This window comes from Dysgonomonas sp. UBA7710, assembly GCF_002482385.1.
GTDB lineage: Bacteria > Bacteroidota > Bacteroidia > Bacteroidales > Dysgonomonadaceae > Dysgonomonas.
On record NZ_DLFW01000018.1, the window covers coordinates 51,299 to 75,425 of the forward strand.

A 24,127-nucleotide genomic window follows, 5' to 3' on the forward strand; every position below is an offset into this window, starting at 1 on the left:
AAGTTTAATAACTTCTGTTTAATTCATCTCTAAATAATAATCTCAAATAAAAAAGGAGTGTCAAATAACAACTCCTTAATTAAAGTAATAAAATCTCAAATTTAGACCTATATACTTTTAGATAAATGAGTTATCCTAGAAAACTAGAAAACGAAAGAATATGACTTTACTCTAATTGGATGAAAGAATTTGCATATTTCTCTAATTTCTCTTTTAAATAAATTGAAGAATTGCTATTTCTCATCAAAGTAACAACATCAGATAATCGGTAAAGAATATTCTTTTTACTAATCTGGTAAAATGGAAGCTTTAAGTCTTTCCTATAATTATGAATTGTTCGAGGACTAACTCTAAATATATATGCAACCTCTTTAGTCGTTAGAAATGGATTCTTCGGCTCTTTTTCGTTTTCTACCATAATGTTGAATATTATTAGATTTATCAAATATACTATTCCACAAATTGTTTGTGTTTCTTTTCGAACTTTCTACAATAGAAACATATCGTTCTGTCATTTTTAGGCTACTATGCCCCAGTAAATCTTTTACATAATGAGTATTTCCTCCCAAGGAAACAAGCATTGTCGCATAAGTGTGTCTTCCGACATGCGTTGATAGATTTTTGTTTATATTTACTTCTTCTGCAATCTTTTTTAATCTTCTATTTATTAATGCAGTTGCGGAACTTATCGCATTTAACCCTTCTTCTTTACTTAAGTTAGTAATATCTTTTTTCAGAAAGCCAAATATGTATTTCCCTTTTTGGATTTTTCCGTAATCCTGTTTATGATTTTTCAATTTTATATTTAATATATTAAAAGCTAAATCATTCAAAGGATGTATTGTTTCTTTTTTTGTTTTTCTTACTATATAATGTAGTTCTTTAGTCCCGACATGAAAGTTTTCCCATTTTAATTCTAAAATATCTCCAATTCTCATACCACTAAAGCACTCAAAAAGAAATACTTTTTTTACTTCATTCAAAGGATTCATTGGGGTATAAGACTTGTTCATTATGCTTTTAATTTCTGATATTTCTAGAAATGTTGGATTAAATTCTTCTGGCTTCATCGAATAATGAGTAAAAGGACTTTTTATCAAATCAATCTCATGTTCTATATAAAACTGGTTCAAATAAAAAGAAAGAACCTTCATGTTTGAAGTTACAGTAGATTGATTGTTTTTTAAATTGCTTATCAAATGGGATTCAAATTTTCGTATAAGTTCTAACTTAAACTCTCCAATAGACAATCTCTCTTTTTTGTAAAAGCCTTTAAATTTATTAATGACTGAAACATATCTTTTATAAGTTGAATATGATCTTTGCGTATATAAATCTTCATTTAATTTTTGAACAAATTCAAAAAAGTCTGTTGACTGGCTTTTTCTATTTATTCTTTTTCGGAATTCTTCAATTTTATCTCCTCCTTCATAATAAACTTCAATCTCATTCACTATTTTTTGATACGTTGCTTTGCCGTTTGTTATACGTGTATTTAAAATTGCATGATTAGGATGAGATTTTCGGACTTCTTGTTTTTCGAAATTCCAGTCTTCTTTTCTTATTTTATCAATAGTGCAATATGCATGTTTTCTATCAATAGTTACTCGTATAACTAAAGCAAATTCTTCTGTTCTTTTGTTTATTCTGTCTTTCCTCAATATTGGTGTAATTGAATATGCCATGATTTTAATATTTAGTTCAATTATTATTTCAAATTAGTTTACAATTGGTATTATTCATGTTTTATTTTTGGTAAAACATTGGTAAAACAAAATTTGATTCTGTTTTTACTTAATATAAAAAATTAAATGATAACTTCCAAATCGGACTATTTGAAAATCAGAGGGGTAATAAACTAAAATTAAAAAATAAAGAAAACAACGGAAAGAGTGATTAAAACCGCCAGGGTCACAGAATTTAAATACTCCTGTAAATCAATTGTTTACAGGAGTATTTTGTTTTTAACCATATATCTCTTTCTTTCCTGCCAGTAATGTATTCCGCATCAATGAGATGATAGTCATAGGGCCTACCCCCCCGGGAACGGGAGTGATATAAGATGCTTTAGGTGCAACTTCGTCGAAAGCCACATCACCTTTCAGTCTGAAGCCGGATTTAGTCCCGGTAGATGGCACGCGGGTCGTACCTACGTCTACAACAACAACACCGTCTTTGACCATATCGCCTTTCAGGAACTCCGGAACACCAAGGGCGGCAATGATAATATCGGCGCTCAAACATACTTCCTTGATGTTTGGCGTACGGCTGTGGCAGACCGTTACGGTGGCGTCGCCCGGATAACCCTTCTGCATCATCAGATTGGCTACAGGTTTGCCTACTATATTACTACGGCCAAGAACGACGCAATGTTTCCCCTGAGTTGGTATTTCATATCTTTTCAGCAGTTCCAATATACCTGCCGGAGTAGCCGAAACAAAGCAAGGCAGGCCGATGGACATCCGCCCCACATTGATAGGGTGGAAGCCATCCACATCTTTACGGTAATCTATCGCTTCAATCACTTTCTGCTCCGAAATATGCTTTGGCAGAGGTAGTTGAACTATAAAACCATCTACGTCAGCATCATTGTTCAACTTATCGACACAAGCTAGTAACTCCTCTTCACTAACATTCTCTTCGAAGCGGATAAGGGATGATTTAAACCCTACTTCTTCACATGTCCGTACTTTACTGGCTACATAGGTTTCGCTACCGCCATCATGTCCGACAAGTACTGCTGCCAGATGTGGGGTTTTTCCTCCTGCGGCTTTTATTTGCGCTACTTCTTCTGCTATTTCCTTTTTCATCTGCGCCGAAATGGCTTTTCCGTCGATTAGTTGCATAGATATTGGTTTAGTAATGTATGATAGTGCTTCCTGAATGCAAATATACAAATATGAATATAATAGAGTTAATGATCTAAATGAAAAGAGGACATCCCTGTGCCCTCCATTCCTGTTATTTGTTGCTTACCTCCACTTTCTTTGTGGGTGCAAATTGACTGTTTCGTTTGTCTACCGAAGCTATAAAGTTATCGGCCAGATGAGCGAATGCCATGCCTGTTATCGTATTCTCATTCAGGGCCACGGGTACACCTTTGTCACCTCCTTCGCAAATGCTCTGGACGATAGGTATTTGCCCGAGTAAAGGCACATTCATATCTTCCGCCAGATTTTTAGCTCCTTCTTTACCAAAGATGTAATACTTGTTTTCCGGTAGTTCGGCAGGAGTGAACCATGCCATGTTTTCTACCAGTCCTAATATTGGCACATTGACCTTATCATTGGTAAACATATTGATTCCCTTGCGCGCATCGGCCAGAGCCACTTCCTGAGGTGTACTTACCACTACCGCTCCCGTAATAGCCAGTGTCTGCACCAATGTAAGGTGTATATCACTTGTGCCGGGAGGAAAGTCGATAAGGAAATAATCGAGGTCTCCCCAATTTGCATCGGCTATAAGTTGCTTCAAAGCATTTCCCGCCATTGCGCCACGCCATACCACAGCATCGTTCTTGTTTACGAAGAATCCTATGGAAAGCATCTTTACACCGTATTTTTCAACGGGAATAATATATTCCTTGCCGTCTATAGGCTCTAAGTATGGCTGAGACTCTTCTTCATTAAACATTTTGGGAAGCGACGGGCCGAATATATCGGCATCCAGTAGGCCTACCTTATAGCCTTTTTTAGCTAATGATACAGCCAGATTTACAGATACGGTACTTTTTCCCACGCCGCCTTTGCCTGATGATATGGCAATGATATTTTTCACCTGAGGAAGAAGTGTCGCAGGCTTTGGTTGCTCTGCCTGTTTGGTTCTTACTTCTATATTGCCTTTAATTTCAATGTCAGGGTCTGCATAAGTAAGTATAGCTGTCTCGGCTGCTTTTACAACCGATTTGATAAATGGATCGTTCGGTTTGTCAAACATCATGGAGAAACTAACCTTCATACCGTCGATATGTATATCGTCGGATACAAACCCCATTTCTACGATATCTTTCCCTGTACCGGGATAACGCACGTTGCGTAGTGCGTCGATAATCAGTTTAGGATATATATTAGCCATTTTTAGTTGATTGATTTAATTCGTTACTGCGTCCGTAACTGCGATACGGGTCTTTTTCGATTTCAGTATCCGGTTCAGTCCAGTTATCACGTCCGGCGCACTCAAATTTTATATACTTGATATTTAAACCACGGGAAAGCCATTGTTGTTCATAGAATGTCTGTATTTTAAGAATATCATCTACGAGTCCCGAATGGTATAAGTCAGCAGACTGGAACAATACAGGCAGTGAATTAGCCTTCACCATTTCACAGGTATATGTAAACATGAAATTGCTATCGGTCTTCAGGTGTATGATACCATTGTCAGACAGAATCTGGCGATACAACTTCATAAAACGGGTCGAAGTCATCCGTTTGTTTACCTTACTCATTTGCGGGTCGGGGAATGTTATCCAGATCTCGGAAATTTCCCCTTTGGCAAAGAAATGGGTAACCAGTTCTATGTGCGTACGCAGGAAAGCTACATTGGCCAACTTTTCTTCGAATGACTGTTTTGCACCTGTCCACATCCTTGCTCCTTTTATATCTATTCCGATGAAATTTTTATCAGGGAACAGCTTAGCCAGGCCTACTGTGTATTCGCCTTTGCCGCAACCGAGTTCAAGAACAATCGGGTTGTCATTTTTGAAAAACAACTCGTTCCATTTGCCTTTCATCGCAAACCCTTTTTCTTGCAGAACTGCAAACGGATACTGGAATACGTGCGGGTATTCCTCCATGTTGGCAAATTTGGCAAGTTTATTCTTTCCCATTACTTTAAATTAGCAAATTAGTATATTGACAAATCAGCATATTAGAACTGTTGCATATCACACAGCTTCCTGTAATATCCGTTCATCTCATACAGTTCGTCATGATGTCCGCGTTCTACAACTATACCTTCGCTCATTACGCATATTTCATCCGCGTTCTTGATTGTGGATAAGCGGTGAGCGATAACCAGCGTTGTACGGTTCTTCATCAGTTTTTCCAAAGCATCCTGTACAAGACGTTCCGATTCAGTATCCAGGGCCGATGTAGCTTCGTCCAGAATCAGTATCTGAGGGTTTTTCAGTATCGCGCGGGCAATGCTGACCCGTTGGCGTTGTCCACCCGACAGTTTGCTGCCCCGGTCTCCTATACTGGAATCATAGCCTTTTTCAGTAGCCATGATGAAGTCGTGAGCATTGGCAACTTTAGCAGCTTCGATGACCTGCTCCATTGTCGCATTTTCCACCCCGAATGATATATTATTGAAGAATGTATCGTTAAACAGGATAGCTTCCTGATTCACATTGCCCATCAGTGCCCGTAAGTCGTGTACATCAGCATCCTTAATATTGGTGTCGTCGATGTAGATACCTCCTTCGTTTACATCATAGAAGCGGGGCAGGAGGTCGGCCATTGTTGATTTACCGGAACCGGATTGCCCTACAAGTGCCACGGTTTTTCCTTTTGGTATTGTGATGCTAACGTCTTTTATTACCCAGTTTGTTTCATATCTGAACAATACATTCCGGTAGGTTATCTCCCTGTTGAAAGGTATTGGTTTCGGATTAGCCGGACTCTTGATGTTATTTTCAGCCTTGAGTATTTTGTCTATACGTTCTACCGAAGCCATACCTTTTTGAATGGCATAGGCCGATTTAGACAAGTCTTTTGCCGGATTGATAATCAGATAGAAAATAGTCAGGTAATATATGAACCTGGACGCATCCATGTACCCACTGCCTTCCAGAATGAGTGATCCTCCATACCATAGTACTAAAACAATGGTTATCGTCCCCAACAGTTCGCTCATCGGATGGGCCAATTGTTGCCTGCGGGCAATACGGTTCGACATATTACGGAATACATTACTTGTTTTATCGAAACGTTCGATCATTTTTTCTTCGGCGTTAAATGCCTTAATGATGCGTAATCCGCCCAGTGTTTCCTCTATCTGTGACATCATACCGCCCCATTGATTTTGGGCTTCTACGGATTGTCTTTTCAGGCTCTTACCCACTTTGCCCATGATATATCCGGAAATAGGTAACAGAATGAAAACAAATATAGAAAGCTTCCAACTGATGAATAGCAATGTACCCAGATATATCATAATCATAATCGGGTTTTTACTAATCATATCCAGGGAACTCATTACAGAGTTTTCCACCTCACCCACATCTCCGGTCATACGCGCCATGATATCACCTTTGCGTTCATTGGAGAAGAAACCCAGAGGAAGAGACAAGACCTTATCATTAATCTGCTTGCGTATATCCCTTACCACCCCCGTGCGTACATCTGTGATGAAATAAGCACTGAGATAGGTCGTTCCTGTTTTCAAGATAGTCATTATTACCAGAATCAAACCCAGAATAAGCAGGACGGCAGCTCCCGAATGAGTATCCATAGTTTGGGAAAGGTAGTAGTATGCATTGTTTTCTAAAATCTTAAAGTTGAATATACTGGAAGAGTCCATTGGCATATATTCATAGACTTTGTCGTTCACCTTGAACAGGATCTGAAGGATTGGAACAATCAAAGCAAAGGAGAATACATTGAGGAATGCGCTCAGTATATTAAACAAGATATTGAGTCCTACTTGCCTTTTGTATGGCGGAACAAACCGCCTGATCAGTGAAATAAAATCGTTCATCAAAAGATGTTTAGTTAATAAAAAGTATAGCCTCAGGAGAGGCTATTGCAAAAACGGGTGCAAGTTAGCTATAATTCTTCTCTTAATGAATATCTTTTGCCTATTTTCACTAATATGACGAACAATTACAAAGAAAATTAGCAACCTTTTTTACTCTGAAAGGATAATCAGTTCTTTCTATATTTGATGTATAAAAGGCAACACTTTTTTCAGTTAACAGTAAACAGTCATCAGTTAACAACTTTTATCCCGTTTCTTGTCTACACGCGCTCGCGCAGACGTCCCGTCTGTGTGTTGCGTAGCAAACATTTTTGCCCTGTCAACAAGACACGGACTGGAAGTCCGCGCCAGCGGGGGCCCGCATGGCGCAGTAACTTGTAACTCTTAAAAAAGTAACAAAGGTTACAGCTTTTACGCATTTCAATTATTGAATCCTTAAACATTAAATTTTTAAATCCTAAATCCAATACTTCAAAGAACTATCAACTAAAGGCGATCTGCCAAATACATAGATAAAGATTTTTGATAAAGTTAAATAAAAACGGGACTATCTTACTATAGATAGTCCCGTTCCGAATAAAACTCAAATAAATACAAAGTTACTCGTATGATGCCGGGAAAGAAGTTATCCTTAACCGGGCTGTACCCATAGGTACGAGCGTAATATCATCCACCCGGGATGATTTTTCACAGTCTTCGTTGGGCAATACTCCACATAACTTATATTGATCTAATTTCCAAGACGGTACTTGTCTCCCTTTTGCCTTTATTACAAGAGGAGAGTTTTGCTGGGTAAAAGGATAGTTATCCGCAGGCCATGCCCTCTTTTCAACAACAAGGTTGCTGAATGGTTTCTCCGGATCTAAAACCAAGGCGTAATTCCATGCTGTCTTGGGATATATTTCGTATGACGGCCATTTGGACGGGTCGGCACTTTCCTGCCATTTCGAGTCCCAGATGGCGCTTTCTTTACTATCCACTTTCTTGTATTCTTCATCAATATTGAGAGATAAAGTCAAAGGACCGTAATTAACGCTTACGCTATTTTTGTTCACCTGCCATGTTTTCAGCGAGAATTCCATCGGATAGGTAACTTTTACGATATCCCCATTGCTCCATTCACGGTTAATACACGCATATTTACCTGCAACCAGATCGGCAGAGATTTTCTTACCGTTTATTTCCAGTTGTGCATCCTTTGTCCATGACGGGATACGAAGATAGAATGGAAATCTCACCTTCTTCGGTGCGCTTACTTTAAACTGGATTGCTCCGTCAAACGGATATTGCGTATCTTCACCGATAGTGATCTCAGTGCCGTCACCTACTTTTACTTTTGCCTCGCAGGCTGCATAGATGGCTGCTGCAACGCCATTATCAGGAGTAGCAAGAATCAGGTTCTCTATAAAATAAGGCCAGCCTTGCGCGTGATTGTGCTGACAGCAACGGCTGCTGAACGGGTTCATTGCAAGAAAAGGCCCTCCGTTGTCAATACCCGGTTTGTGGTTTTCCGAATCGCTCTGCACATGGTTCGGACAGGTAATATAACGTAAAGATTTCAGGTCGGGCATCATGGACGCGGGATAGGAATTGAACGCGATATTTTCGCAATGTTCCGCCCACAACGGGTCTCCGGTGTACCACAACATCATTTCATCCGAAGCCATTTGTTCTACAAAACCGCATGTTTCCGTACCCTGACGGGGATCTATATACCCCATCCGGGCATTCTCATCTGCGCCGAACATACCCCCCGATACTTGTCCGAATGTGCGGCGTATAAGATCATGTACGTTGTAGGTGGCGTGAAGATGCGCCGGGTCTTTGGTGAGCATATAGTAGGTCGCAGGTTCCCGGAAGCCTTGCGCTATATTTACGTTATGCCAGTTAGGAAGACTGGAATCGAGCATCCAGTTAGCAGTATTGCGGTGTATTTTGTGAACCAGTTCCAAGAGGAAAGAGTCTCCGGTGATATTGTATAGCCAATATACGCTATAAATATTGTCCCCTCCTCTGGAATTTTCCCAGTAGTCTTTCAGGAATTTTTCGTCAGGAACAGTCAGTTGCCATTTGAAATAGTTGGTCATCAGGTCTATTACGCGTTTGTCATTCGAATATTCGTAATAGGATTGCAGGCACCATAACATTATCATGTTGGCCCAAAGCTCCCTCTTCCCGTCTCTTTCATTGACCGGACCGAAATATCCGTCGGCTTGCTGGCTTTTTATGGCTGCTTCTATCCATATTTTCGTTTCGGCAAGCATTTTCGGATCATTAAGAATGTAGGCCATATTGCCATATCCTTTGAGCCAGTAAGGGACTTCTTCCCATCCGTACTCTCCTCCGGCATTGAGCCACGCATTGTTCTTTTTGTTGAGCCATGCGCTGATTTCGCCCAGTTGCCCGGCTAGTCCGTCGCGCTGTAGTTCGAGCATACGTTTTGTCCAGCCTTTAGGTTGTACTTTTCCGACAGGTAATTTTATAAAATTATTAGGTAGTAAAGGAGCCCTGTTACTTGTATAATGACTGTTAAGGGCCTTTACTGAGGGGCGGTTTACGATTGTAACATCAGTGTCACCTCCCGATGCAGAAATACTATTACTGCATAAAAGGAGTATGACTGCGATTAAGCTGTTTAAAAGACCATTTTTCATATGTATTATTTAAAATTTATTTTATATAACCGGTAATGTTTTGCTGAAGAAAAATAATTGTACCGGACTGTCACAGCCCAGTACAATGTAAAAGTATTTATTTAATTACTATAGAAAATTATTTTGTCATTCTGTCGTTCAGCATTTTAATGTAATATCCGCCGACTACCGAGCGGGCTTTGAATCCGACATGTGTTTTACTGTCCGTATTGTACCAGTCGGTCATAGGTACACGGTCGGTCGTTTCATTCATAAATTTATGCAATGGAGTGATAAATTTCAGGAATGTCGCGTTATCATCAGCCAATGTCGCAGTCCAGATGATCCAGTCGGCCTTCGTATAGTTTTTCCTGCTGTCGAGCGGCAAACCGTATTCATTCTGTTTGGTCAGATAATAAGGAAGTTCTTTCTGAGCCACAGATTCAGGGAATATATTCAATTTGAGTATCTTGTTCCATATCAAATTGTATTTCTGGCTCCATGTTCCCGGCTGGTCGAATGTCAGGCGGTAGTGGTCGCCATCATCAGCCATTTTCATCCATTCCTGCGCCATTTCCTTAGCTTTGGCTGTATATTTTTCAGCGATGTCTTTCTTTCCGAGCATATCTGCCAGGTACCCGTAAGAAGCGATACCCATAATTGCTTTCACCGAAAGGTTTACATTGTGGGCGAAGTGACCGGCAAAGTCGTCGGTACAAAGTTGATTTTCCGGATCGAGTCCTTTTTCTACAAGGTAATCTGTCCATGTGGTCAGTACATCCCAGTGTTTTTCAGCATATTTTGCATTTCCTTCCACAGCAGCTATAGCGGCAGTCAGAGCAAGCATGTTACCACCTTCTTCTACAGGCATGTCACCACCGTATGTTTGTCCGTTAGCCCAAGGATATGTGCCAACATCGTGTGCAGGAAACGGTTTAACCCATTTACCACTTTCGCTGTAATAGAAGATATGGTTGAGCAAACCTTTTGCCAGTTCCGGATTGTAGTACAGGAATAACGGAGCGGAAGGATAAGTTACATCTACCGTTCCGATAGATCCGTTACTATTGTTTTCTTTAGATAGAAATAACAGGTCTCCGTTTGGCGCTTCTACAAGCTTATGGGCGGATATGGCCTGACGATAAGCCAGCGCACACAATTCGGCATATTCTTTTCCTCCGGCCTGAGCGGCTTCATTCATCAGTTTGAAGTCGAAGTCGCTGCATTTGTTGCTTAGGCTGGTAAACTCTTTATTGGCTTCAACAAAAGCCTGCTCTATAGATTTGTCGCCTTTCTTATTCCAGTATGGGCGAAGATTTTCTTCAAAATACTGGATAGAATAAATATCGTCGTATCCGATAAGTACTTTTCCTGACGCGGATTTACCGCTACCAAGAGTCTGCGATATAGCCAGGCTGGCATTGTCTTTAGAACTTACATCCCCTGCAAGTTTTCCGTTCTTTACAAAATCGTTTCTCATCTGATAAGGGTCACCTACATTATATGTAGAGTTGTTTTTCTCTCCACTTAGATAGAAATAACCCCAGTCGATACGGATATCGTCACCTCTTTTTCCCAGGACTTTCTGGTTGGTGCTTCCTGTTTTGAGGAACAGCAGCCCGTCTTTTTCAAATCCTTCGGCTTTACTTTCCTGAGATGGAATATTTAATGCCCAGTTTGGTGCGGCTTCGAAATAGATTTGAACGTCATGTTCCTTACCATCCAGTGAATTGATATCATACGAAATATAATTTACCGGACGTGATACGAGATTCAGGTCATCCATGAGCAGTGGTGCAAGGAAAGAGAGTTTCAGTTCCACATTTCCACACTCGAAAGTATAATGGGTCTGGGTTGCCTGTACATCAGCCGATTTCTGTACAGCTGTTGTACTCAGGAATGTTTCAATGTCATCTTCCACATAGATGCCAAAATCCACGAGAGCTCCTCCCATTTTGTTGTGACAATGTGCTGCAATGACATTCTTGCCTGCTTTTAGCGTACTTTTCACTTCATCGCTGAGTGTGATCTGTACATCTTTCCTCCATTCATATCCCGTCTTTACCACCTGTATGCCGTTGATGTACAGTTCGAAGATATCGTCATGTGAATATATAAGGAATACTTTTTTATCGGACAGGTCTTTATCCAGATTTATATTCCGGCGTACCCATATGTCTTTGGTTTCCCATAGCGTGTTTACATTGGTTTCCTCCGGCGTACCGAATGCGGCTTGTCCTTCTTTCCATGCATTATCGTTAAATTCGGCTTTTTCCCAGCCTTTAGCCGGAGCATTGAATGTATATTTGCCTGTCCAGGCTGTTGTTACAGACATGCCTGCTACAGCTTTTATAGGAGTTTGTTCTACGCCCATAAAACGATATGCTTCTCCATCGACACGTATCACCCCTAATAGAGGGAATTCCTTGCCTGTCCAGTGTTTCACTGATTCATCATACAAATTATCGGTTGCCGACCACGCTGAGGTGTAAGGGTCAATCGTTACCAATGGGTAAGCGGGCGCCCGTAAATCGTTTTTAATAATCTGTGCCGGTTCTTTAGTGCCGCCGCAACTGAATAGCCCGGTGAGGCATAAGAGATAAAGTAAATTTTTCATTTATATATATTTATTTCAATGAATTACATATTTCCAGGTTAATTTGTCTTAGTCGGGGTTCTTCCAGTTTGATAACCTTACGGTCGTATGTCATCAATCCGTTTACCTCTCCTTCTACATCGGTTGTCTGGGTATAAACTGCGGCTGTGAATCCTCTTTTGATAAAGCCTTTCAATGCTTCTGCATATTTGATATATTCATCCGTAACTTCTTTCGAATTTTTAAACTGAACATATCCCCAGTTTTTGTCAGTCTGCCAAAGGTGATTTTCGAGAGGTAAGCCGATACCACCGTATTCTCCCAGTACATTCGCTCTTTTGGCATCAAAAAGATACATATCCGGTCCCGGATAGTTGTGCAGGTCTATCATATCTCCTACATGGTAATGATTACCGCCACTGGCAGGATTTACCAGACGGGAAGGGTCGTGATTCTTTGTCCATGCCACAATTTCAGGCGTTTTGAATTGTCCCCATGCTTCATTAAACGGAACCCATGCTACAATTGAAGGATATGAAATCAGATAATCCATTATTTCTCTCCATTCTTTGCGATATATGTTTTCAGACTCGATAGAGCGCTGTACTTCCACGCCATCGAAATATTTTTGGCTTTGCCACTGGGGAGACGGCCCTCCATTAGGCATATCCTGCCATACAAGGATTCCCAGACGGTCGCAATGTGTGTACCAGCGAGCAGGCTCAACCTTTACATGCTTGCGGATCATATTGAATCCGAAATCCTTTGTTTTCTGAATATCATATGCCAGCGCTTCATCGGTAGGAGCAGTATATAGTCCATCAGGCCACCAACCCTGGTCTAACGGGCCGAACTGAAAATAATCTTTGTTATTCAACTGAAAACGGTAGATACCATTGGTGTCTCTTTTCGATGAGATTTTACGCATGGCAGCATAGCTTTTCACTTTATCAGCCGCCTTGCCATTATTGTATAGGGTAACTTCCAAATCATACAGGAACGGGGATTCGGGAGACCAAAGCTTTAAATCGGGAATGTTTATATCAGTAGACTGTCCTGCGGCAAATTTGCTTGTTGCTACAGTTTTCGCTCCGTCTTTTACTGTCACCTCTACTATATCTCCGGTGGTAGTGCCTTCTGTACAGATGTCAATTGATAATTGGTTGTTGTCTATATTTGGAATTGTTTTGATGGCTGCAATGTGCTTTTGCGCCACAGGTTCCATCCATACAGTCTGCCAGATGCCCGATACAGGAGTGTACCAGATGCCATGCGGATTCTTGATTTGTTTTCCCCTGGCCTGGTCGCCGTCATCTGTAGGGTCCCAAACTTTGACTACCAGTTTTTGATTTCCGGAAGTCAGATAAGGTGTGATGTCGAAACTGAACGGAGTATATCCTCCGGTATGGGAACCGATTTTGATGTCATTTATAAACACTTCGGTTTTCCAGTCTACCGCGCCAAAATGCAATAGGATATTCTTTCCTTTCCAATTTGAAGGAACGGTAAAAGTACGTTTATACCATAGTTCTTTTTCTTTACCCAGTTCTTTTTGCACTCCGGACAAACTTGACTCCACAGCAAAAGGAACTAATATCTGTCCGTCGAATTGCTGAGGCTCTTGTTTGCCTACAGGCAGTATAGCATATTCCCATAACCCATTCAGATTCGTCCAGTCTGAGCGCTCCATGATCGGGCGGGGATATTCAGGTAATACATTGTTCGGATTAAGGGTTTCCGCCCACTTGGTTTTAAGTTTATCTCCTACAGGCTTCCATTGAGCAAATAAACTGGTGCTCGATAAGACCAAAGCTAAAATAAGAATCTTCTTCATTTAAATAAGGTGTTTACTTTTAGGTATTATACAATATGATTTTATCATTGAATTAAATTTGATATTACTTACTATAATCTATTATGTTTTCTGATATATGCAGGCATTTACTACTCCTTCGTTTTATGGTTTTACATCAATCCTTTATCTGGATGCTTTATCTATTTTCTCATTTAACTGAATATTACAAATGTACTCTGATGTACCTGAAAAGGCTGAAATTTATTGTTCAAAAAATATAAATATCAGGTCACAACCCCTTTTGAATCGGTTAATTAGCATATAAAAAATGAAAAAGGGGGCATTTTCTTTGTTTTTTAATAAAAATGATATACTTTTGTACCGCCTTTTTAAGGTAATAGGATTGTCTCATGGTGTAATGGTAGCACTGCAGATTTTGGTTCTGCCTGTCTAAGTTCGAATCTTAGTGAGACAACAGGATAAAAAGATAAAACTGTATATTTTGCAATATACAGTTTTATCTTTTTATGTGAGATTGTGGATCTGAATTATTTATGTGTCTTTTTATCCATTAGTCTCATGACCCATTTTTCGCCCTCTACTATGATAAAGATGATAAGTCCAAAAACGAACGGATATATCCAGAAATGTAATGGTAACTTAACGGTACCGAAAACTTGGTTCATAAACGGGATATATGTTATGGATAGTTGCAATAAGATAAGCAACCCCGAGACAACAAATACTGCTTTGTTACCGAAAAAATCTCCATAGAAAGCAGACTTGCGGATGCTACGGCTATTATACAAGTGAAACATCTGGGTGATTACAATTGTCTGTATTGTTACAGTTCTGACAATATCTTCACTTACACCATTATTCAACAGATATAGATTCAATAACAAGGTCCCTCCCCCTATAAGAACAGATACGAACAAAATACGCCATATAAAGTATCCGTTTAATAATGGAGTTTGGGGAGAACGCGGCGGTTGTTTCATTGTATCCGGCTCTAGTTTTTCAAATGCAAGGGCCAGAGAAATAGTCACTGATGTGACCATATTAACCCAAAGTATTTGTATAGGAGTGAGCGGCATAAGCGTTCCGAACAGGATGCTGGCTATAATCAGAAAACTCTCGGCCCCATTAGTAGGCAATATGAACAGGATTGTCTTCTTGAGATTATCATATACCCGTCTTCCTTCCTCTACCGCAGCAGCAATAGTAGAGAAATTGTCATCGGCCAATACCATTTCCGCTGCATCTTTGGTTACCTCTGTACCTTTTATACCCATCGCTATACCTACATCTGCTTTTTTTAACGCCGGGGCATCATTTACTCCGTCTCCCGTCATAGCACATATTATATTACGGGCTTGCAAAGCTTTCACCAAACGCAATTTGTGTTCGGGACTGGTACGTGCAAAAATGTTATATTCGACAGCCGCTGATTCTAATTCTTCATCAGTCATCTGTTCAATGGCTTTCCCTTCCAAAGCCTTGATTCCATCACCAATTCCCATTTCCAGTCCTATCGATTTTGCAGTCTCGATATGGTCTCCGGTTATCATTTTTACGGTTATACCGGCTTCAGAACATTGCTTTATTGCTTCAATAGCTTCCTCTCTGGGTGGGTCAATGATTCCCGCTAGCCCGAGGAATGTGATGCCTTCGTGTAAATCTTCATGCGACAGGTTTTTCTGGTCTTTAGCTACGATTTTGTATGCTCCTCCGATTACACGCTGCCCTTTTCCGGCTAATCCGGTTATTGCATCCTCCCAGCTTTTACGATCAAATAGTTTTTCTCCACTCAAAGACAATTCTTTTCCGGCCATATCCAGAAGACGGTCGGGGGCACCTTTTATGTATATAATATTTTTATCTTCTGCTTCAACCAGAGTTGCCATATACTTATACTCCGAGTCGAACGGAATCGTTGCAATTCTATCTGTTTCGTGATGATCTACAGCCGCTTTCTCATACAAAGTTATAAGAGCGCCTTCCGTCGGATCTCCTTTTATATACCAGTTATCCTCTTCATCTTTACCCAAAGAGGCTTCATTGCATATATAAAAACAGCCTATCAGGCTATCCAGTACCGATTCAGTACTGAAATCAACTATTTCATTGCTCTTCACTACATCTCCAACGGGGGAATATCCTGTGCCTGTTACATCAAACTGATCATCACCGGTTACAAGAGTCTTGACCGTCATCTCATTTTTAGTCAGAGTTCCGGTTTTGTCAGAGCATATGACTGCGACCGAACCCAGCGTCTCTACTGATGGCAATGTCCGGACTATAGCCTTGCGTTTAGCCATATTTTGTACACCTATAGCCAATATTATTGACAAAATAGCAGGAAGTCCTTCAGGAATAGCTGCGATCGCAAGTCCGATTACAGACATTAACAACTCGCCTGTATCATAATGGCGATAAAAATATCCGAAAATAAAAACTACTACTGCAATGGCAATTATTACGAAAGATACGGTTTTGCCAAACTTAGCTGTTTGTCGCAGCAAAGGTGTTGTGATAAGTTTCACCTCGGACATCATACGGTTTATCTTACCAATTTCTGTATTCTGTCCTGTTGCTACAACTATTCCCATTCCTGTTCCCGCACTAACTGTGGTTGTAGAAAAAGCCATATTGTTCCTGTCTCCTAAAGGAGTATCTGCGGATATTGCCCCGACATTTTTCTGTGAAGGTATAGACTCTCCTGTCAACGCAGATTCTTCTATTCTCAGGTTATCTGATTTTATCAATCTGAGGTCGGCCGGAATTTTATCTCCCGGATGTAGAATAACCAAATCTCCTACAGCCAGATGTGATGCTCCTATTTCCAGTCTCTTTCCGTCTCTTACTATTTGTGCCGTATGAGACAACATCTTTTTTATGTCCTCCAAAGCCTTCTCTGCCTTATTTTCCTGAAAATATCCGATGCTGGCATTAACTACGGCTACAATTACGATCACAATCGTATCTACCCAATGGCCTAGAATAGCTGTAACAACTGCGGCTATAAGCAATATGTATATAAGAATATCATTAAAGTGTTTGAAAAAACGTAATAACCTGCTTTCTTTCTTCTTCTCGGGAAGGACATTTTCTCCAAATTGAGCGAGCCGCTCATTAGCATCTTTCTCAGACAAGCCTTTTGTCGCATTAGTAGTTAATATCTCTAAAACTTCGCCGACCTCGAGAGAATGCCAGTTTTTATTATAAAATGTTTTTTCTTTCACCATATAGTTTTTGATTTTGATTTTCCGGAATTGGTATATAAAATACCATCCTATAAAATGAACATTAGCTTTGTACAATTCTTTATTTTAACAATTGAACCTGTAAAAATGTTTCATTTTTTTTCAGAAGAAGAATCCTGCTATTCTTCCCGATAAGCAAATATGAGATTATGGAATATCTTGGGTAAATATCAGATTGTATAGTCTAACCGTTATCCGGATGTGCTGTTCAGAACCATAATAAGAAAAGCCACTGGTTTAGTGACTTTTCTTATTCTTGAATTTTCATTTCTTTGTTGTCTCACTAGGACTCGAACCTAGACAGGCAGAACCAGAATCTGCAGTGCTACCATTACACCATGAGACAATATTACTTTTGCGAGTACAAAAGTAATAATAATTTTATTTAGCCACCAATAGGAAGTAGTTTTTCTTTCCTTTTTGTGCTATAATATATTTTCCGGCGATGAGAAATGATGAATCTATCATGTCATCGAAGTTTTCTACCTTCACTTTATTTACCATTACTCCGCCTGCCTGTACAGTTTTACGCATTTCTCCTTTCGATGGAAATACAGTTGCATTTTCGGTCAGCAAATCTACAGCTTTAATTCCCGCAGTCAGTTCATCTTTGGATATGTCGAATGTGGGTACACCTTCAAATACCTGTAGGAATGTCTCTTCATCCAGCTTTTTCAAAGCATCGGCAGTCGCATTGCCAAATAAGATATTGGAAGCTTCAACAGCCTGATCGTAATCTTCTTCGGAGTGGACCATAACAGTAACTTCCTTTGCCAGACGTTTCTGTAAGGGACGAAGATGTGGGGCCGATTTTTGCTCTGCAACCAATGCTTCTATTTCCTCTTTGCTGAGAGCTGTGAATATTTTGATATATTTTTCTGCATCGTCATCACTTACATTCAGCCAGAACTGGTAAAACTTGTAAGGCGATGTATATTTTCTTTCGAGCCATACGTTACCCGATTCGGTCTTGCCGAACTTAGTTCCGTCTGCTTTTGTTATCAACGGACAAACAAGGGCAAAAGCCTCGCCTGAAGCCTTGCGGCGTATAAGTTCTGTTCCGGTGGTGATGTTTCCCCATTGGTCGGAACCGCCCATCTGAATGCGACAACCTAATGTTTCATATAAGTGGAGATAATCGTATGCCTGCATCAGTTGATATGAAAACTCTGTAAACGACATGCCTTCCGAAGCTTCCCCGCTCAGGCGTTTCTTTACAGAATCCTTGGCCATCATATAGTTTACGGTAATGTGTTTTCCTATGTCGCGGATAAAGTTCAAAAATGAGAAGTCTTTCATCCAGTCATAGTTATTTACCAACAATGCCGCATTCGGTTTGTCAGACTCGAAATCGAGAAACTTAGCCAACTGTTTCTTAATCGATTCCTGATTGTGGCGAAGAGTAGCTTCATCCAGCAGATTACGTTCGGCCGACTTCATAGAGGGGTCTCCGATCATACCTGTTGCTCCGCCTACAAGAGCGATGGGACGATGTCCTGCACGCTGGAAGTGCTTCAATATCATCACACTCACAAGGTGTCCGATATGCAACGAATCGGCAGTAGGGTCAATACCCACATAGCCCGAAGTCAGTTCCTTTTGCAGTTGTTCTTCCGTACCCGGCATGATCTCTTGTATCATACCTCTCCATCTTAGTTCTTCAACAAAATTCATCGAATTAGTTTATTAATTGTAACTTTTTTAGTTAGTGTGCAAAAGTACGACCTTTTTCGAAAAGAAAAAACATATACCTTTATTTTAATGTGTCAATTCGATCAGCAAACTTCGAGATTAGCAGATTTACAAATTGTTTTTACTTACAACTTAGAGCTGATTACTTGTTAAAAGGTAACACTATTTACAGTTAACAGTAAACAGTTAACAACTTGTTTCTTGTCTACTTGTAACTGTCGGCAGGGCGAAATAACTTGTAACTTTTTCAAAAGGTAACAAAGGTAACAGAAATATCAGTAAACAGTAAGTTCTAAGTGAAAAGTGAAAAACTAAGAGTGAAAAATATTTATCACTTATCGCTTTTGGCTCCGCCGATTTTCAATTCGTTCTTCGTTTAAAATATTACTTGTACCTCGTGTCTTGTCTACTCGTATCTCATATAACTTTCAACTTATTACTCAATACTTACTACTTTCAAAAGGTAACAAAAGTAACAGTATTTCTACCTATTACTTTTTACCCTCTCTGTAGCCTCCCCAAGGGGCAGGGCTGTTAAGTTCTGATTTTTTATACCCTCTGTGTCATGTTGAACGGAGTGAATTGAATTGAAAATCGGCGGAGCCAAAATCGCCGAAGCGAAGGCGAGGCAAACATCTCGTTTCTCAGGGTCGGGATCCTTCGTTCCACTTAGGATGACAGCAGAAAATAACAGAACAAAGTAGAGAACTTAACAGCCCTGCCACAAGGGGAGGTTGGAGGGGCCAATCAACACATCAAAGAACTATCAGCTAATAGCCATATCTGTATTTTACTTTTCTTAACTGTATTTAGTTAAAAAGTAACACAAGTAACAACTTTTTCACCTGCCGGCGGGATAAATATAAGCCGGGTTAAAAACTACTACATAGATAAAGTAATTTACATCCGGTGCAGGATTTACCAATATATCCAGACTCTCAATAAACTTTAAATTCCCCTGTTACCACACCAATCTTTCGATTGTTTAATAAGAAAGGCGGGACGATTTTGTAATAAAAAAAGAAGCCTTAAAAAAAAGGCTTCCATGCTTCGTTATAAAATCTTTTTGTCACCGGGAGGCAGCACCGACAAATATTGCGGCAATGGTTCCCCAGAAAATGACAACAAGTATAATACCTATTACCATCCATACTAACTGAGCTTTTGCCCAGTTGGCCTTACTTTCAGGTGTATTGCTCCCAAAGGCCCATACGAACAGCATTATGAAATTTACTACCGGAATGATCATTATAAGCATAGTTATTAGCCATTCTCCCATACTAACCACAGATTTATTGCCCTTAGCATACTGTTCTTGATTTTCCATAATAATGATTTTATAATTAAAAATAGTACAACGAAAACTTCACTAATGAATTGATTTATAGTCTGAGTTTCCGGTGCACTAAGATAAAAATAAAAATGTTCTTTTCTTTTATATAAGCGTTCTTTTTAATTACCCGGATAATCTTTCGGCAATACTCCAAACTGCGCCTTAAAGCACTTTGCAAAATAGGATGAGGAGCTAAAAGCTACTTTTTCGCATATCTCAGAGATAGGTAATTCCCCTTCACGTAACAATTCTGCCGCTTTATTCAGGCGGAACGTCTTCAGGTAATCATTCGGAGATAAGCCTGTGACCCCCTTCATTTTACGATAAAAGCTGGAGCGGCTCATAAACATAGTTTCAGCAATCGTATCGATAGAGAAGTCCGGCTCGGTGATGTGCTTTTCTATTTCGGCATGAAGCTTCTCAATAAATTCCTTATCTTTCTTAGGCATAGCCATGTCGATAGCCGAGGAGGCAGGAGATGTTGTTATTCTTTTTTGGAGAGATAGTCTGAGTTTCAGCAGGTTCTCTATCTGTTTGTGTAATTGCTTGATTGAGAAAGGCTTTTCGAGATACACGTCTGCTCCATATTCCATGCCTTCTATTTTCGCATCAAGTGTTACTTTTGCTGTTAGTAAGACAACGGGTATATGACTGTAGTTAATGTCGGATTTGATAGTTCTGCACAATTCGAATCCGTCCATTTCTGGCATCATCACATCACTTACAATAAGATCAATGCTATTTTCAGATAGTATTTTTAAGGCTTCTTTCCCGTTGCCGGATTTCAATACCGAGAAGAAAGGAGCCAGTGAATCCGCAACCATATCAAGTAGTTCTATATTGTCTTCTACCAATAAAACACTGAAATCTTTGAAAGAAACGGGCGTATTGGTTGCTGTATCCAAGATTTCGGGTGATTCTAAGATTTCCCCTGTTTGAGCAGTTTCTCCGAGAGTCTCCTCGTTATACAATATAGGGATAGACAGAATAAATGATGCCCCTCCCCAAGCATTATCAATCAGGGATAGATTACCCTTATGATTTTCGGTAAGTATTTTAGAGAAGGCCAGCCCTATACCTGTTCCTGTACTGGTATTGCTTTTTGTTTCCGATTGATAAAAAGCATCAAAGACTTTCGCTTTTTCTTCATCGCCGATACCCGGCCCGTCGTCTGTTACACTTATTTCAAAGTGGTCGTCAAAAGATTCCAATCGAAGCTCTATTTTTAACTTTGTGAATTTGATCGCGTTACCTAAAAGATTAACAACGATCTTTGTAATCTTTTCTCTGTCGACCAAAGCGAATATCTCATTTTCCGGTAATGAAATACTAAGTTTGATATCCTTCAACTCTGCCGAATGGGTGAATTGGGTATATATTTCCTGTAAGAGGCTATTTATATTTTCCTCTTTAAGTGTAAGTTGTATATTTTGATTTTCTATTTTTTGGAAATCCAGAAGCTGGTTGACGATGTCGAGTAAATAATTTACGTTCTTGTTGATAACCGTCAGGTAATTAGATGATTTTGCATCTTCCTGCCGTTTCTCCGTCAACTTATCCAAAGGTAACTTTATCAGACTCAACGGGGTTCTTATTTCGTGTATCAGGTTAATAAAAAAACTGATCTTGGATTGATAGACCTCTTTCTCTTTTTCTATGCGGTATTCCTCCATCTGCCGGCTTAGTTTTCTGTCCGACCGGGTGATGAAATATCTGACAATAAGGAAAAGAGACGCAATGATGCATAATGAGTAGAAAATATATGCAGGTACAGACCTCCACCAAGGGGGTAAAATTCTTACTTTGATGCTTGCACCCTGTTCATTCCATTTATTGTCATTATTCGCGCCTTTTACCTTGAAGGTGTATTGCCCGGGAGGCAGGTTCGTGTAAGATGCTATATTTGAATTCTCACTATTTACCCAGTCCTTGTCAAACCCTTCCAGCATATACATATATCTGTTTCTGTTCGGTTCTTCGTAGCTGAGAGCGCCAAACTCAAGGACAATGCTATTATTGTCATAGGGTAGGGCTATTTGTTTTGCCATATATATGGGCTCGGACAAGTTCAGTAATTCTTTGCTCTTACTCTCATCGGTGTTGTACAATCTGATATCCACAATGTAAACGGGTGGTATATAGTTGTTTTCTTTAAACTCGTTCGGGTAAAAGGCATTAAATCCGTTAATGCCACCAAAATAAAGTTTCCCTGTACTGGCTTTCAGGGAGGCTTTATAATTGAACTGATTGCTTTGCAGTCCGTCTTCTTGTGTGAAAAGTTTTCTGATCGCTTTATTTTGGGGATTTACTCTCAGTAATCCGGCATTACTCGATATCCAGAAATCACCCTGATTATCTTCTTCCATGGAGTAAATTACATTGTTGGGTAAAGTCTGATTATGGGGGTCGAAATCGGTAAACGATCCGGTACCGGCATTAAAATAACATAAGCCGCCACCATTCGTGCCAAACCAGATCCTGCCTCCTGTATCTTTGAAGAGGGTGATTATAGCATTGCTTGTAATTGAATTGGATATTTTTTCGTCATGTGTATAATGCTTCCACTGATTGTTTTGAGGGTTATATCGGAATGCACCGGAGTTGGAGGTTGCTATCCACAATTGATTTTCATTATCTTCCAATATGTCCGAAACGGAAGTCATAGTCCCGACAAAATTGAGAGTTTCGAAATTATCTTTTGTCCGGTCATATCTGCAAAGTCCCCAACTGGTACCGATGTATATATCGTTCCTGCTGTCTTTGTAAAGAGACAGGACATCATTGCTGCAGATGGTAACGGACGATTCTCTGGCGTGATAATATTCCGTCATTTTCTTTGTTTCGGGATTATATACTTTCAGCCCTTCGGCATAGGTTCCTATCCATAGGTTTTCGTCATCGAGCAATAAGGAGCGGACATCCAGCTTTTGTATTTTTCCGGGCATTATATGCGTTTCCAGATGCTGTGTCCTGTGATTAAGAAATTTCAAGCCGTCTTGCGCGCCCACCCAGATATTTCTGTCCTTATCCTCACAGAAGCGGCTGATTACTTTGCCCGTACTCAGGGAAGGTATATAGGTGGGACTATAGTATTCGAATACTTTGGTTTGTTGCGGCAGGTAATTTACTCCACCCAGATAAGTGGAAATCCAGAAGCCGCCTTCGACATCCTTTAATATACTGTAGATAGACTGGTCGCTTAGGCTGCGAAGGTCCAGAGGATTGTCGATGCGTATAAATTCATTATGCTGTATATTGAATATATACAAACCATTATCCGAGCCGACAAGAAGCTCCCATTCCGAAAACTGGGAAATAGCCCTTATGGTTCCTATATTCTGGTCGCTGCTATAATAAGATATATGCTTTGTATTACTATTCAGCACTCCCAGGTTATTTGTCCCCACACTGAACCAGACCTTGTCGCCAATGGTTTGTATACAGCTGATTTTCAGGTTGCCTAAATCCTTTTTGTCCGGTAATAACGCTAATGATTCTATATATTTACCGTCTTTATCATAACATATCAATCCTTCCTGCAATGAAGAAGAATAGATACGGGAAGAGCTATCTTCGCATATATCCCATGTAAATGAAGTATGTTGGCTATTTTGGCTTAGAGTATCCGTTTCGGGGTTGTAAATGAAAAGGCCCTGTCCAAGGGTAGCTATCCAGATAAGTCCTTTGCTTGTTTTTATGATTTTCCTGACCTCTCCGCTGATAGAAACACCATATTGTGTCTTTTTGTCGAAATGCCTGAATCTGTCTCCTTTTCTGTCATACACATACATACCGCTACTTGTGCCTATCCAGATATCCCTGTTTTTATCTTCGAATAATGCCTGTACCGAATTGTTGCCTAATGAAAAGCTGTCCTGTATGTCATTTCTGTAGACTTTAAATTTTCTGCCGTCGAACCGGTTAAGTCCGTCACTTGTCCCGAACCACATAAAACCATAGCTGTCTTGCAATATGCACCATGATGAATTGTGAGACAGTCCGTCCTCTACCTGATACTTTTTGAAAAAGAACTGCTGTGCAGGCAGTGTACCAGGTAAAAGGCATATCGACAGGAGAAATATCCAAAGTTTATTCATTATGTTTCTTGATGGG

At 40.0% G+C, this 24,127-nt stretch carries 13 protein-coding genes; all 13 read right to left on the reverse strand.

The window, feature by feature from the left end:
- Positions 1 to 166: 166 nt before the first annotated feature.
- Positions 167 to 418, reverse strand: coding sequence for a helix-turn-helix domain-containing protein (locus B3317_RS05665; protein WP_291109482.1), 252 nt, complete (start codon positions 416 to 418; stop codon positions 167 to 169).
- The gene (locus tag B3317_RS05670) at positions 372 to 1,685 is read right to left on the reverse strand and encodes a site-specific integrase (protein WP_291109484.1); all 1,314 of its coding nucleotides are present in this window, start codon (positions 1,683 to 1,685) and stop codon (positions 372 to 374) included. The genes B3317_RS05665 and B3317_RS05670 overlap by 47 nt, the downstream gene beginning before the upstream one ends.
- A 279-nt stretch (positions 1,686 to 1,964) precedes the next feature.
- A complete protein-coding gene (folD, locus tag B3317_RS05675) occupies positions 1,965 to 2,846 on the reverse strand; it encodes a bifunctional methylenetetrahydrofolate dehydrogenase/methenyltetrahydrofolate cyclohydrolase FolD (RefSeq protein ID WP_291109486.1) in 882 nt (293 codons plus the stop codon).
- Positions 2,847 to 2,961: 115 nt separating this feature from the next.
- Positions 2,962 to 4,074: an Mrp/NBP35 family ATP-binding protein gene (locus B3317_RS05680; RefSeq protein WP_291109488.1), complete on the reverse strand. Its 1,113-nt coding sequence runs from the start codon at positions 4,072 to 4,074 to the stop codon at positions 2,962 to 2,964.
- Positions 4,067 to 4,828 carry a tRNA (guanosine(46)-N7)-methyltransferase TrmB gene (gene trmB, locus B3317_RS05685; protein ID WP_291109490.1) on the reverse strand — a complete coding sequence of 254 codons (762 nt, stop codon included), beginning with the start codon at positions 4,826 to 4,828 and terminating at the stop codon, positions 4,067 to 4,069. Before trmB ends, B3317_RS05680 begins: the two co-directional genes overlap by 8 nt.
- Positions 4,829 to 4,869: 41 nt before the next feature.
- Positions 4,870 to 6,699 carry an ABC transporter ATP-binding protein gene (locus tag B3317_RS05690; protein WP_291109492.1) on the reverse strand — a complete coding sequence of 610 codons (1,830 nt, stop codon included), beginning with the start codon at positions 6,697 to 6,699 and terminating at the stop codon, positions 4,870 to 4,872.
- 599 nt (positions 6,700 to 7,298) lie between these two features.
- On the reverse strand, positions 7,299 to 9,353 hold the full coding sequence (locus tag B3317_RS05695) for a beta-L-arabinofuranosidase domain-containing protein (protein ID WP_291109494.1): 2,055 nt from the start codon (positions 9,351 to 9,353) through the stop codon (positions 7,299 to 7,301).
- Positions 9,354 to 9,471: 118 nt separating this feature from the next.
- Positions 9,472 to 11,949, reverse strand: coding sequence for a glutaminase family protein (locus tag B3317_RS05700; RefSeq protein WP_291109496.1), 2,478 nt, complete (start codon positions 11,947 to 11,949; stop codon positions 9,472 to 9,474).
- A gap of 10 nt (positions 11,950 to 11,959) precedes the next feature.
- On the reverse strand, positions 11,960 to 13,762 hold the full coding sequence (locus tag B3317_RS05705; RefSeq protein WP_291109498.1) for a glycoside hydrolase family 2 protein: 1,803 nt from the start codon (positions 13,760 to 13,762) through the stop codon (positions 11,960 to 11,962).
- 509 nt (positions 13,763 to 14,271) lie between these two features.
- Positions 14,272 to 16,971 carry a cation-transporting P-type ATPase gene (locus B3317_RS05710; protein WP_291109500.1) on the reverse strand — a complete coding sequence of 900 codons (2,700 nt, stop codon included), beginning with the start codon at positions 16,969 to 16,971 and terminating at the stop codon, positions 14,272 to 14,274.
- A gap of 399 nt (positions 16,972 to 17,370) precedes the next feature.
- Complete coding sequence (gene tyrS, locus B3317_RS05715) at positions 17,371 to 18,663, reverse strand: tyrosine--tRNA ligase (protein WP_291109502.1); 1,293 nt, start codon at positions 18,661 to 18,663, stop codon at positions 17,371 to 17,373.
- Between the two features lie 1,087 nt (positions 18,664 to 19,750).
- Positions 19,751 to 20,008, reverse strand: a complete 258-nt coding sequence (locus B3317_RS05720; RefSeq protein WP_291109504.1) for a hypothetical protein — start codon at positions 20,006 to 20,008, stop codon at positions 19,751 to 19,753.
- A gap of 125 nt (positions 20,009 to 20,133) precedes the next feature.
- A complete protein-coding gene (locus B3317_RS05725; protein ID WP_291109506.1) occupies positions 20,134 to 24,111 on the reverse strand; it encodes a hybrid sensor histidine kinase/response regulator transcription factor in 3,978 nt (1,325 codons plus the stop codon).
- Between the last annotated feature and the right edge of the window lie 16 nt (positions 24,112 to 24,127).